This window comes from Saccharothrix saharensis (assembly GCF_006716745.1).
In the GTDB taxonomy this organism is placed as follows: domain Bacteria; phylum Actinomycetota; class Actinomycetes; order Mycobacteriales; family Pseudonocardiaceae; genus Actinosynnema; species Actinosynnema saharense.
Genome location: NZ_VFPP01000001.1, coordinates 7594254 through 7607536 on the forward strand (window position 1 = coordinate 7594254; position 13283 = coordinate 7607536).

The following is a 13283-nucleotide window of genomic DNA, read 5'->3' on the forward strand; positions in this document are numbered from 1 at the left end:
CACCTCGTTCGCCCGGGACTGCCCGGGCTCGGTCGGCCGTCAGTCCTGCGCTGTCAGGTAGCCCCGGGAGAACGCGGCGGCCACGGCGGCTGCCCGGTCGTTGACGCCCAGCTTGGCGTACACGTGCAGCAGGTGGGTCTTGACCGTCGTCTCGCTGATGAACAACCGCTTCGCCGCCTCGCGGTTCGTCGAGCCGCGGGCGATCAGCTCCAAGACCTCCAGCTCGCGCTGCGACAGCGGCGCCGGGGCCGGTCTGCGCACCTGCCCCAGGAGCCGGGTCGCGACGGTGGGGGAGAGCACCGCCTGCCCCCGTGCCGCTGCCTCCACCGCGCGGACGAGTTCCTCCCTCGGCGCGTCCTTGAGCAGGTAGCCGGTGGCACCGGCTTCGATGGCCGGCAGCACGTGGCTGTCCGTGTCGTACGTGGTGAGCACCAGCACCCGCGACGGCACGCCCCGCTTCGCCAACTCCCTGATGGCGTTGACCCCGTCGGTGCCGGGCATGCGCAGGTCCATGAGGATCACGTCGGGGCGGAGCCGCTCCCCGGCCGTGACCGCCTCCGCGCCGTCAGAGGCTTCGCCGAGCACCTCGAAGCGCGGATCGGCGCCGAACATGCCCCGCAGCCCGTCCCGCACCACCGGGTGGTCGTCGACGATCAGCAGCGAGATCAACTCCCGCTCCCGGCGGGGATCGCCGGCACCGTCACCGTGATCGCGGTGCCACCACCCGGCTCGGACTCGACGTCCAGCCGCCCCGCGAGGCGCTGCACCCGCTGGCGCATGCCGGCGAGTCCGAAGCCCCCGTCCGGGGAACCGCCGGCGCGTTTGGCGTCGGGTGCGAAACCCACTCCGTCGTCCAGCACGTCGAGTGTCACCAGGTCCTCCATGTACGACAGGGTGAGGGCGACCCGACCGGCTCGTGCGTGCTTGGCGACGTTGGTGAGCGCCTCCTGCGCGGTCCGCAGCAGCGCCACCTCGACGTCGGTGTGCATCGGTCGGGCGTCGCCGGTCGTGGTCAGCACCGCTTCGACGCGGTTCACCTCCGACCAGCGCCTGGCCACGTCGCCGATCGCGTCCGGCAAGCGGGCCTCCGCGAGTGCGGACGGTCCCACCGCGTGCACGGTCCGACGGGCTTCGGCGAGGCTCTCACGGGCCAGCTCCATCGCGTTCGCCACGTGCCGGCGCGACGTCACCGGTTCGGCCGACGCCTGCTCAGCGGCTTGGAGCTGGGTGAGGATGCCGGCCAGGCCTTGGGCCAGGGTGTCGTGGATCTCCCGTGCCATCCGCTGGCGCTCGTCGAGCACGCCGGCCTCGCGGGCCTGCACCAGCAGCTGGGCGTGCAGGCCCGCGTTCTCCGCCAGCGCGTTCTCCAGTTCGGTGTTGGCCCTGTGCAGCTCGACCAGCGCCCGCTTCTGCCGGTCGTTGCGCCGGTGGGACATCACGTCGGCGTGGAAGGCCGCCGTGGCGAGCACCATGGTGATGGCGCTGACGGCGGGCCACTTCCACCACTCCTCGGCGGTGATGCGGGCCGACCCTCCCACGTAGGAGACCGCCGCGACCGCGGAGGTGACGGCCACACCGACGTACCGCCACCGGCCCTTCAGGTACTGGAAGGCGTGCACGTAGCCGATGAAGGCGAAGAAGCCGAACCAGGGCGTGAGCAGCACCAGGCAAGCGGTCAGCGCGACGAGCCCCGTGTAGTACAGGCCCATCAGCGGATCGTTGCGGTGCGACTCAGGGTGCAGCGTGTGGAACCACAGCACCCACGCGGTGAGCACGGTCGCAAGGCCGAGCGTCGCGGGAAGGTGCACCTGCGCGTTCCAGAGCGGCTGCACCAGGGTGAACAGGACGCTGACCGCCAACAGCGGGTACGGGAGCACCTTCAGGACCGCGATCTCCTTGCGCTCCCAGCGGTCGAACTCCTCGCGCAACTCGGCCTCGATGCCCACGACCTACTCCCAGCGGAAGTACCGCGCGGCCGGAATCCCGGCCAGGACCGCCCAACCCAGCACCACGGCCAGGTGCAGCGGCTGCGGCCAGTGCCCGACCGTGGCGTCCTGCAATGATTGCACGCCCGCGCCCAGCGGGGTGAAGTCGCTGATCGAGCGCAGGACGTCGGGCATGCTCTCGCGCGGCAACCACAGGCCGGCGAAGAACACGAGCGGGAAGAACACCAGTGTCCCGATCGCGCCGGCGCTCTTGCCGGTCGACGCCAGGGACGCGATGAGCAGGCCGATCGTGAACATCGCCAGCGCCGTCGGCAGGTAGCCCACCAGGTAGGCGGGCAGGTGCCGGGGCAGGCTCACGCCGAACGCCATCCGGCCGATGGCGAGCACGACCAGCGCGGTCGCCGCGGACAGGGCCAGGGCCATCAGCAGTTGCGCGCCGAGCATGGCCCTCGGCTCGACCGGTGTGGTCCGCATGCGCCGCAGCACGCCCTTCTCCCGGTAGGTGGCGAACAGCTGCGGCAGGGAGTTGAGCGCGAACATGGCCAGGCCCAACGCGACGGTGATCGGGACGTACAGGTCGATCGCCCTCAGGCCGACCGCGTCGTCGGAGGGTTCGCGCATCGCGGGGATGGCGCCGAAGACGACCAGCAGCAGCGGGGGGAAGGCGAGCGTGAAGAACACGAGCACCGGCTCCCGGAAGAACAGCCTGGTCTCGGTGGCGGTGAGTCGGGACAGGGCGGGCACGGTGGTCTCCTCAGGGGTGGGCGGGGCGGCCGGTCAGCGCGACGAACGCGTCGTCCAGCGAGGTCTGCTCGACCCGCAGCTCGGCCGCGGTGATCCGGTGGCGGGCCAGCACGGCGGTGACCGCGAGCAGCAGGTCCCCCGTGCCGGTCACCAGCAGCCGGTCACCGGCCTGCTGGACGGAGGCGACCTCCGGCAGCGCCGTCAGCACGGCGTGGTCCAGCGGCCCGGACGGCCGGAAGCGGATGCGCTGCCGGTCACCGATCCGCGAGACCAGCCCGGCCGGCGAGTCGAGCGCGACGACCCGACCGGAGTCGATCACGGCCAGCCGGTCGCAGAGCCGTTCCGCCTCCTCCATGAAGTGCGTGACCAGCAGGATCGTCACACCGCGGTCGCGGACGCCCGCGATGAGGTCCCAGGCGTCGCGACGGGCCTGGGGGTCCAGGCCGGTGGTCAGCTCGTCCAGCACGGCCACCCGCGGGTCGCCGATCAGCGCGAGCGCGATCGACAGCCGCTGCTTCTGCCCGCCGGACAGCCGCCGGAACTGCGTGTCGAGCTTGTCGGCCAGGTGCAGGACCTCCACCAGCTCGCGCCAGTCGGCGGGCCGGCGGTAGAAGGAGCTGTAGAGCTCCAGCGCCTCGCGGACCTTGAGCTTGTCGGGCAGTTCGCTCTCCTGCAGCTGTGCGCCGAGCAACTGCCGCAGTTCGGCGGTGTCGCGTCGCGGGTCGAGGCCGCAGACGCGGATGGTCCCGCCGTCCGGGGTGCGCAACCCCTCGACGCACTCGACGGTCGTGGTCTTGCCGGCCCCGTTGGGACCCAGGATGCCGAAGATCTCGCCTTGCTCGACGACGAAACCGACCCCGTCCAACGCGGTGTGGTCGCCGTAGCGCTTGACGAGGTCGTGTACCTCGATGATCGCCATGCGGAAAGCCTGCCGTCCGCGGGAGCGCGCCGGATCGACCACGGAGGCGGGGATCACCGCGGACGCGGTAGACCCCCTCCATCCTCCGATCGGAGGATGGAGGGGAGCCGTGCCCGCACGGCCGGACACCGGTAGCGGCGGCTCGACCGCCGCCCGCGCCCGATCGCCGGGTTCGGTGGCTTGGCCGGCGGGGACGCGGCTCATTGTGTTGGACATCGCCCAGTGGGCCGTCGTGCAGGAGCGCTGCGATCACCGTCGCAGGACGTCTTTGCGCTCCGCGGGTCGAGGACGGCAGCCGTCGGCGTGGCCGCGCCTCCACTTGCGACACGGACTTGTCCTCGGAGCAGGTCGTGCGACCCGGTGCTGTCCACCCCAGCGCTTCGCCCCCGAGGTCCGCGGCTCCGAAGACCTCCTGGACCGCGTGTGCCGGCACCGCGCCGCAGTCCCTGCGGACCTGCGGACCTGCGGGCAGACGTTCCTCTCAAGCAGGTCGGACACGTGAAGACGTCAACCGCGACCGGCCCGGAGTGACGGCCTGTAGTGGACCCGCGCGAGCTCACTTCAGGGTGACGGTCGTTGGTTGAGCAGCCCGGCGGGATCGGTGCTGTAGGCGACCATCCAGCTTGGGTCGATGCGGTACCAGACGTTCTCGTCCCAGAACGGGTCGTCGCTGTCGCCGTCGTAGTGCTTGACGAGGTGGTCGCGGATCGCCGGCCAGGTCGGGTCGCCGCTCGTCCCCTCGGGGTTCAGCGGAACGGCGTGGCCGTGCGTGAAGATGCCGAGCTGCTCGCCGCGCATGAAGGTCGCGCTGATGCCGGGCCGTGCCGCGAGATGACGGGCTTTGGCGGCCTGGCGGTGGGTGCCGAAGATCCAGCGGCCGTGCAGGAGGTGCCCGTCGGCGCCGCTGATGCGCGGCTCACCGCGCCGGGTGACGGTGGCGATGGCCAGGGTGCACATGCCTTGGCAGACTCGGACGACCTGCACGGCGTCCAACGTGCTCTCACCTGGCCGGATGATCGATCTGAGGTGGCTGCTGGAGTCGGCCAGGGACGTGTCGAGCAGGACTTGGAGGCTGTGGAGTTCGTCGGGAGTCTCGAACATTCGGCCAGTTAATCAGCCCCCACCGACAGTGTCGGCTCGTCGCCGACGCGGAGCCGGTCGACGCGGCCGCAGCGGGGCCATGGTCCTGGCGGGCCGGCAGCCCCACCCGGTGAGGGTGGGGCTGCCGGCCCGGTCGGAGAGGAGGTGTCGGGTGGTCAGCGTCGCAGTGTCAGCACGCCCGGTCGGTAGGGCAGCAGGCCGTAGTCGCCGCCGGAGTTGGGGCTGCGGCCTTGGTAGAGGAGTTGGAGGTTGCAGGGGTCGATGGTCTTGGTCTGGTCGGCGTTGGCGCGGACCAGGTCGCCGTGGCTGATGTCGTTGGTCCAGGTGGCGCCGCTGTTGGCCTTGCCCGCGAACGGGTTGCTCTCGGTGGCGGCCTGCGGGGTCCAGGAACCGCTGAGGCTGCTGGAGGTGAAGGAGCGGAAGTAGCGGCCGTTGGAGCCGATGGCCTCGACGATCATCAGGTACTGGTTCTGGCCCTGGACCTTGTACACCTCGACCGCTTCGAACAGGTTGTTGGTCGTGTCGCTCATGATCGTGGTGTAGGAGGAGCCGAAGCTGCCGGGGAAGTTCCCGATCGGCATGACCTGGCGGTAGATCTTGCCGTTGTCACCGGCGAAGAACAGGTACATGTTCTGGCTGTCGCCGATGATGGTCTGGTCGATCGGGCCGGTGCCGGAGCCGGTGATGCTGGCCGTGGACAGGGTCTGCTGCGCCGACCACCCGTTGGGGTTGGTGGGGTCGGTCGAGGTCCGGTAGCTGAACGCCGTGCCGCCCCACTGGTAGGCGAGCACCCAGATGTTCTTCGGGGCGAAGTAGAACAGCGTGGGCGCGACGGTGCTGATGTTCATGGCCTGCTGCGGCGCCGAGGCCATCTCGGACCAGTTGCCGAAGAGCCCGAAGTTCATCGATCCCCAGCGCGTGCCGGTGTCGTGCGTGGTCGCGTAGACCAGGTGCTTGCCGTTGTACGGGACGTAGGTGAAGTCCTTGAGCGACACCCAGCCCGACCTCGGGTTCGCCAGCGACCCCGTCGAGGTCCAGCGGTAGGTCGACGGGAGCGAGCACGTGCCACCGGGCTGGGTGGTCGTCGTGGTCGTCGAAGTCGTCGTGCTCGTTGTTGTCGGCGAGGTCGTCGTTGTCGTGCTACCGGTGCACGTCACGCCGTTCAACGCGAAAGTCGTCGGAACCGGGTTGCTGCCCGTCCACGACCCGTTGAAGCCGAAAGACGCCGAACCGCCGGTGGGGATCGAGCCGTTGTAGCTCACGTTCTTCGCCGTCACCGCCGACCCGCTCTGCGTCACCGACGCGCTCCACGCCTGCGTCACCGTCTGGTCGGCGCCGAATGACCACGTCAACGTCCACCCGTTCAGCGGGTCGCCCAGGTTCGTGATCGAGACGTTGGCGCTGAACCCGCCTTGCCACTGGGACGCCACGGCGAAGTTCACCGAACACCCCGCGGCCGCGGCGCCCGCCGGCATGGCCGCGAGCACCGCCGTCGAAGCCAGCACCACGGCACTCACCGATGCGGCGCCAACGTGAGCCGCTCTGAACCTTGTCATGAAGCTGCGTCGTTGCACGGACATGACGTCTCCTTCGTGGACGTTGCGCAAGTCGATCCGGAAGTGGGCGCGATCGGTGGAGCACTTGTCCGATCGCCGACGCGACACTGCTGAGCGAACCGGCGGAGAGACCGCGCCCGACCGCCCCGGGCGGTGGGCACCGGCCCAGCCGGATCCACGACTCGCCTCGCGAGAGCATCAGGCGGGGCGCGGTGCAGGAAGGCCAGTAGCGGGGAGGCGCACGCCGGTTCGTCCTTCTTGTCCGGGGCTGATCGACTGTGAAGCACCATGCCGCCCGCCGAGTCCGAGGAACATCAGGTACAGCAACCGCCACATCGGCTTCGAGATCGTGGACCTGTCGTCCGCGGCGCACGATCACCGCGGGTCCGAGGCCTTCGGTCAACCCCGGCGGTCTGACCGATTGTTTCGGGAGAAGCCCTTCATCTTTCGATCAATGTAGCTACCCGAGTGCGCAGCGTCAACGAGTTGATCGGTCCCGTTGTGAGCGCTAACGATTCGAATGGATCGCGACTTCACTATCGAACAATGTCGAATGTGCAGTTCAGCGGTGGGTGCTGCGGCCCAGTGGGCGTCGCTTGTCGCGCCGGGAGAGTGTCATCGCGACTGCGTGTTAGCGCAAACATTGATGTTGTGGTGTGCGGCGGCGCGGTCGACCGCGGTGGGCGTGGAGCCAGATGGCGATGATTCGTGAACGTCCTGCGCGGTGCCCGCGGCCGAGGTGGAGGAGGGTTGACCTGCGCGGTAGCCGTGCGTCCCGAGATGTCCCTGCGACACCGTCCGGCACCACGAGGGGGCCGGTCGGACGGTGCCCCGGGCACGTTGCAGAGGTCGCGTCCGGCCCTACATCGAGGCAGGCGCTCCGACGCGGAACCGCCGTGCTGCGCCGTACCCACCCCACCCGGTCGGTCGCCGCGCAGGTCCGTTGCCGGGGCTTGCGAACGGGGCTCGGTGCGGCATACGTTCTTCGCCTTTTATCGAACTGCGAGGGAGCACACCCGTGGAACTGCGCAACCAGGTAGCGCTCGTCACCGGCGCTACCGCCGGGATCGGCCACGAGACCGCGAAGCTGTTCGCCCGCGAGGGCGCGAGCGTGATCGTCCACGGCCGGGACGCCGCGCGCGGAGCGGACGTCGTCGCCGAGATCGAGGCGGACGGCGGGACCGCGCGGTTCGTCCGAGCCGACCTGTCCACCGCGGAAGGCGTGCGGGAGCTCGCCTCGGCAGCGGGCGAGGTGGACGTGCTGGTGAACAACGCGGGCATCTACCCGTTCGCGTCGACCGCCGACCAGACCCGCGAGGGCTTCGAGGAGTTACTCGCGGTCAACGTCCTCGCGCCGTTCCACCTCACCGCGGCGTTGGCGCCCGCCATGGTGGCCAAGGGCGCGGGCGCGATCGTGAACGTCTCGACCGTGGCCGCCGTGACACCGGTTTACAACGCCGCCGCCTACGGTGCGACGAAAGCCGCCCTGGAGTCCCTGACCCGCAACTGGGCCGTCGAGTTCGGCATGAGCGGCGTGCGGGTGAACTCCGTCGCGCCGGGCGGGGTGACGACCGGGACCGTCATGAACCTGTTCGGGAACGCGGTCCACGACAACGCCGCCACCACCACGGCACTGCGGCGCATGAGCGAGCCGAGGGAGATCGCCGAGGTGATCCTCTTCCTCGCCTCGCCGCGGTCCAGCTACGTCACGGGTGCGCTCCTGCTGGCCGACGGCGGGTACACCATCGTCTAGGAGGACTTCATCAGGTCGAGTGATGGGGTGTGGCGGTGACGTGACCTCCTGTTGCTAGGTCAACGGCCTGCAGACGATCCTCGTCTGCAGGCCGTTGACCTGGAACCGCGCGCCGGTCGCGGTCGCTTCGCCGCCGGGATGGTGGCACCGGTGATCCGTCGGTGACGTCGGTGACGGGCACCTCCAACGGTCCGGTCGACCCACCGGCCGTCGGGGCCGCCCGGGTGGGCGCGTTACAGCGGGGCGACCCAGTAGGGGGCGACGGTCATGGTGCCGTTGCCCGCGGCGCCGCGCAGGGTGCCGGCGGTGGTGGTCGAGAGCGTGTACCAGGAGTCGACGTAGTCCGGGTCGTCGGTCCACCAGCCGTCCGGCAGGGCGTTGATGATCGCGTTGACCAGCGGGATGTACGCGCCGCCGTCGATGATGGTCAGCAACGCCTGGGTCAGCGCGAGGGCGAGGTCGCGGTAGTTGGTGCCGCCGTCCTCCTCCATCATCACGATGTCGGCGAGGTTGTACTTGTAGTCGGAGAAGTGGACCAGGAGCTGGTTGGGGTAGTAGGTCCTGCCGTCCTCGTCCAGGTAGGGGAGCTGGGCGGTGTCGACCTTGACCTTGCCGTCCAGGCCGAACCCGGCGGTGATCGTGAAGATCTCCGAGTCGCCCTTGTGCCACGGTTCGTGGTCGTCGTTCAGGTGGATCGACGTGAGCTGCGTGGCCCAGTAGCCCGCGGCGGGTGTGACGGCCGCTCGTGCGGCGGCGGGGGACAGGCCGCGCTGCGACAGGGTCGAGCGCAGCACCTGCGTGCCCTTGGTCAGCGCGGTCGCCGTGTCGATCTCGACCAGGTAAACCGGGCGCAGCGGCACGCGGTCCGCGGCCAGCGCGATCCGCCGGCCGGTGCGGTCGTAGGCCGTCACGGTCGTCGGCGCGTCGTCGGTGGGGGAGGACGCGACCAGCGGCGCGGTGCCGCGGCGCAGCGCGACGGCCATGTCGGCGTGCGCGAGGCGGACGGTGAGCAGGGACGTGCCGTCCTGCGGCAGTCCCTTGGCGGCGAGGACTTCACGGTCGGCGTCACGCACGGCGCGGCCGAGCGCGGTGCCTTCGGCGGCACGAGCCAGGAGCACGGGTTCGGTCGAGGTGGCCGGGAGCAGTGCGGACCACCGGGCCTCGTCGGCGAACTCGGCCGCCAGCCGGGCGGCGATCCGGTCGGTGACCGCGGCGACGGAGTCCGTCGGGGCGGCGGTCTTGGCCGGCGCGGCGTGCGCCGGTGCGACCACCAGTCCGGCGGTGACCGCGAGGGCACCGACCGTCGAGGCCAGTAATCGGGTGGGGTGCGACGACGACATGGGCGTACCTGCCTTTACTCTGCGTGCAGGGATGGGTGGGCAGAGTGACATCTGAAAGAATTACACGTACCGTCGTCGTCGGTTGTCAATGGGGAACGGGGTACCGCACCACCCGTACGTGCGCAGTGCGGTTCGGCACGTGGGCGGCGTGCGACGAGGTTCCGGTGCCGCGGGAGAACCGAGGACGGGTCCGGCCAGTCGGCGCCCGGTGGCATCACGGAGAGGGCGCGCTCGGGCCTGCACGTCGAAACGGCGGCTACCGGGCCGGTGTGGCTCGGTAGCCGCCGTGCGGAGCCCGGCCGCTAGCAGCTGCCGTTCGACTCCTTCATGCCCGTGTTGGCGCCCGCGGTTTGTCCGATGATGGCGGGTACGCAGTTGGCCGGGTCGAGTCGGAAGCCGTAGGGGATGCTCACGATGGTGGTGGAGGTGACGTCGGGGCCGGCGGGGTTGGTGTCGGTGCCGGGGGCGGACCAGGTGATGTTGTCGAAGATGTTGCCGTTGACGTGCCAGTAGCCGGCTTCGCTGGTGTAGAAGGTGCCGAGGACGTCTTTGGAGTTCTTGAAGTAGTTGTTGTCGACCTTGGCCCTGGCTCCGGCTCGGGAGTTGATGCCGGATTCGTTGAGGTTGACGTAGTAGTTGTTGTACATGTGGCCGATGCCGCCGCGGAGCAGGGGCGTGCGGGAATCGATGTTCTCGTAGAGGTTGTGGTGGTAGGTGACGAAGCCGTTGGAGCGGTCGCTCTCGCTGGAGCCGACGAGGCCGCCGCGGCCGGAGTTGCGCAGGGTGCTGTAGGACAGGGTGACGTACTGGGTGTCGTCCTTCATGTCGAACAAACCGTCGTAGCCTTCGGACTCGCCGCCGGAGGCGAGCAGGGTGGTGTGGTCGACCCAGACGTTGCGGACGTTGCTCTCCATGCCGATCGCGTCACCGCCGTTGGACGTGGGAGAACCGGACTTCTTGACGTTGCGGATCGTCACGTTGCGGATGATGATGTTGCGCGACTCGCGGATGTGGATGCCGAGCTGGTCGAAGACCGCTCCGCTGCCGACGCCGATGATCGTGACGTTGCTGATCTGCTTGAGCTCGATCACGCCGGCGGCGGTGGAGCAGCTGTCGCCGGAGACCTTGGCCGTGTTGCCGTGGTTGATGGTGCCCTCGACCTCGATGATGATCGGGGTGCTGCTGCTGGCGCGGCTGCACAGGGCCTGGTGGATCTGGGTTCCCGAGGTGGCCCTGACCCTGGCCCCGCCCTGGCCACCGGTGGTCCCGCCGTTCTGCGACGCGTATCCGGTCGCGACACCCGCCGGCGGATTCGACGTCGAGGTGGTGGTCGTGGTCGACGTGGTGGTGGACGTCGACGTGGACGTGGAGGTCGACGTCGTGGTCGTCACCCCGTTGGCCGGGGTCAGCGTCCACTGCTTGGTGGGCACGCTGTCGCAGGAGTTGATCTGCACGCCGGCGCCGACGGCGGTGGAGCCGTCCTTGATGTTCATGCACTTGGTGCTGTTGGTGTCGACCAGGCGGTAGTTGCCACCGCTCGCGGTCACCGTCCAGGTCTGGCCCGCGCCGCCGGTGCACGCGACCTGCTGGACCGCCTTGCCCGCCGACGTGGACGCGCCCTGCACGCCGACGCACAGGCCCGTGGCGACCGAGCTGATCCGGTACCCGCCGCTGACCGCCGTGAGCGTCCACTGCTGGCTGCCGGCGGTGCCGCACGACGCCTGCTGGAGCTGGACGCCCGCGGTCGAGGTCCCGTTGGGAACGTCGAGGCAGTGCCCGCTGCCCACGTTCTTCACCGTGTACGTGCCCGCGCCGATCGCCGCCGAAGCGGTCGTGACCGGCCAGGCGACGAGCGTGGCGGCCAACGCCGTGACGCCCGCCGCCGCTGCCGCGCCCGCGCGCCATCGCGCGCGGCGCGGTCGTGCGGCGCGCGTGGTGGGAGGTTCAACATTCATCGACTACTCCGATTCTGGCTTACCCGGACGCCGGAACTGGCGCTGGCGACTATTCACGCTGGGCGGAACCCGCCGACGAGAAATCCACCGGCACGCCGTGGTCAATGCCACGCGTCCGAAGTGCTTCCTCACCTCGTTGTGGGAAATCGCCTCCTCGTCGAATGTTAGATGGCGCGCAAGTGGCCGGTCAACGACGGTTTCGGCGGTGGGTGTCCGCTGAGTGTCGAATGCGATCGAACGTCCAGCTCAAGAGTGGTCGAACCGATCATCCACCGACTGCGGCATCAATGTGGGCGGTCATACTCGTGAACAGGATCGGCAGCGGCTGATCACACTTGTGAACAATTGAGCCGCCGGCGGTCGCATTCCGTCTCCCCGTGGCCCGCCGGAAGCCGGTGTCGACGCCTCGGCGTCCGGTCACCCCGGCGCCGGCACGGTAGAACGCGCGTGCGGGCATGCGAACCGCCATCAGGCGCGGGTCGGGTCGATCGCGGCCACCGGACGGGGAGGCGCAACACCCGGTCCGCTGCGCGCGTTCTGCCCCGTACGCGCGCAACGGCTCGTGGAACCGTTGACGGGTTCAGAGGGGGCGTCGCATGGTCCAGAAGAGCCAATTGTCGTAAGCCGCGCACGCGGCTACGTCCCAGCCGCGGGTGCCCATCGCGGTCAACACCTTCGTCACCTCGGGAAAACTGCCCGTGACGAAATCCTCCTGACCTCCGGGGTGGGTGATCCGGATGGAGTGTTCCGTCCACAGCCATTCGATGGTGCAGAACTCGAACGTGAGCATCGACTGTCCACTTCCTGTGTCGCCGTTTCGGTCGGACAATTACGGTATCGGAACCGGGCATGCTACATGGCCTGTTCCGGCCCCGGGGGCGGCCTCGACCGCAGATTTGCGGCTCTGATCAGCCCGGTCGCGGCTAATCTGTGATTCTCAATCGAGAGTCCGGTCGGCCGTGAGTGGTGAAGTGGAAGAACAAATCCAGACCCCGTCGGGGACGAGCAGCACTCACAACGCGGTGCACGGCCCCGTCAGCGGTTCCCTGGTCCAAGCGGGCAACATCTACGGTGGTGTGCACTACCACCAGGTCGGCTCGTCGCCCGAGTCCCCGGCACCGGATCGGACCGACCGCCGGCGGTCCGGGTTGGGGCCTGAGGTCGAGGTCGGCGCCGTCACGTACCTCGTGCACGAACAACCGGCAGGTGCTCGGCCGACAGGTGACAGCGGCGCCGTCGTCCGGCAGGCGCGGTGCTCGGGACTGGCGCCCCGGGACGGGTTCGGCTGGTTGCGCCGGATCGATGTGCGAGTTGCCACGCCGCTCACCCGACAGGTGCAGCAGGCACTGGCCGCGGAACACGACCTCCTGCGCCGGCTGTCGGGCGGAGTACCGGGACTGCCCGCGGTGCTCCAGTTCGTCGAGGACCCGGGCGGCACCACCACGCTCGTGACCCGGTGGCCGGAAACGCGGTCGCGCCGTCCCTGTGACCCCCTCGACGCCTTGCTGCTCAACGGACCGGTGCGCGATCCGGGTGTCCTTTCGCGGGTGCGCCGGGCACTGGCCGGGCTGTGCGCCACACTCGACGCGCTGCACTCCCGTCGAGTCGTGCACGGCGCACTGACTCCGGCCGGGTTGCTGATGCGCGACGACGGCGCGCTCCTGCTGCGGGATCTCGGCCGAACCGATCCGACACCGCCCGAGTACCCCGCCCCCGAACAACTCGAACGCGCCGCCGCAGGTCCGTGGACGGACGTGCACCAGGTCGGAGCCATCGCCCACCACCTGGTCACCGGCCGACCTCCGAGCCCTCGCGCGGCGTTGCCCGTCCGACGTTGGGAACCCGGCATCCCCGCCGACCTCGCCGAGGCCATCGACGCGGCCCTGGTCGCGGATCCCGCGAAGCGCCTGAGCGCCGCGGTGCTCGGGACGCGGTTGCGCGGCCTCGCCCATCCCACTCGCTGAAGGAG

The 13283-nt window shown here is 69.7% G+C and carries 11 protein-coding genes; 2 read left to right on the top strand and 9 right to left on the bottom strand.

Features of this window, described 5'->3' with window-relative positions; genetic code table 11:
- Positions 1-39: 39 nt before the first annotated feature.
- The 6 genes from FHX81_RS34635 to FHX81_RS34660 form a co-directional block, all read right to left on the bottom strand.
- Complete coding sequence (locus FHX81_RS34635; RefSeq protein WP_141982713.1) at positions 40-669, bottom strand: response regulator; 630 nt, start codon at positions 667-669, stop codon at positions 40-42.
- A complete protein-coding gene (locus FHX81_RS34640; RefSeq protein ID WP_141982714.1) occupies positions 666-1946 on the bottom strand; it encodes a sensor histidine kinase in 1281 nt (426 codons plus the stop codon). Before FHX81_RS34640 ends, FHX81_RS34635 begins: the two co-directional genes overlap by 4 nt.
- A gap of 3 nt (positions 1947-1949) precedes the next feature.
- Entirely contained in the window at positions 1950-2690 is a 741-nt protein-coding gene (locus tag FHX81_RS34645) for an ABC transporter permease (RefSeq protein WP_141982715.1), read from the bottom strand.
- Between the two features lie 10 nt (positions 2691-2700).
- Positions 2701-3609, bottom strand: a complete 909-nt coding sequence (locus FHX81_RS34650; RefSeq protein ID WP_141982716.1) for an ABC transporter ATP-binding protein — start codon at positions 3607-3609, stop codon at positions 2701-2703.
- Positions 3610-4170: 561 nt separating this feature from the next.
- Positions 4171-4710, bottom strand: a complete 540-nt coding sequence (locus tag FHX81_RS34655) for a pyridoxamine 5'-phosphate oxidase family protein (RefSeq protein ID WP_141982717.1) — start codon at positions 4708-4710, stop codon at positions 4171-4173.
- Positions 4711-4865: 155 nt separating this feature from the next.
- Positions 4866-6290 (bottom strand): non-reducing end alpha-L-arabinofuranosidase family hydrolase, encoded by a 1425-nt coding sequence (locus tag FHX81_RS34660; RefSeq protein ID WP_425473860.1) that lies wholly within the window; start codon positions 6288-6290, stop codon positions 4866-4868.
- A gap of 994 nt (positions 6291-7284) precedes the next feature.
- Between FHX81_RS34660 and FHX81_RS34665 the strand changes: the two genes are divergently transcribed.
- A complete protein-coding gene (locus tag FHX81_RS34665) occupies positions 7285-8019 on the top strand; it encodes an SDR family NAD(P)-dependent oxidoreductase (RefSeq protein ID WP_141982718.1) in 735 nt (244 codons plus the stop codon).
- A gap of 233 nt (positions 8020-8252) precedes the next feature.
- On the opposite strand, the gene FHX81_RS34670 is transcribed toward FHX81_RS34665, so the two are convergent.
- From FHX81_RS34670 to FHX81_RS34680, 3 genes are all read right to left on the bottom strand, one after another.
- Positions 8253-9359 (bottom strand): DUF3103 family protein, encoded by a 1107-nt coding sequence (locus FHX81_RS34670; RefSeq protein ID WP_141982719.1) that lies wholly within the window; start codon positions 9357-9359, stop codon positions 8253-8255.
- Between the two features lie 302 nt (positions 9360-9661).
- A complete protein-coding gene (locus tag FHX81_RS34675; RefSeq protein WP_170232282.1) occupies positions 9662-11314 on the bottom strand; it encodes a pectate lyase family protein in 1653 nt (550 codons plus the stop codon).
- A 580-nt stretch (positions 11315-11894) separates the two neighbouring features.
- On the bottom strand, positions 11895-12104 hold the full coding sequence (locus FHX81_RS34680; protein ID WP_141982720.1) for a hypothetical protein: 210 nt from the start codon (positions 12102-12104) through the stop codon (positions 11895-11897).
- A gap of 181 nt (positions 12105-12285) precedes the next feature.
- Here FHX81_RS34680 and FHX81_RS34685 point away from each other — a divergent pair, with 181 nt between their 5' ends.
- Complete coding sequence (locus FHX81_RS34685) at positions 12286-13278, top strand: protein kinase family protein (protein ID WP_141982721.1); 993 nt, start codon at positions 12286-12288, stop codon at positions 13276-13278.
- Positions 13279-13283: the final 5 nt, after the last annotated feature.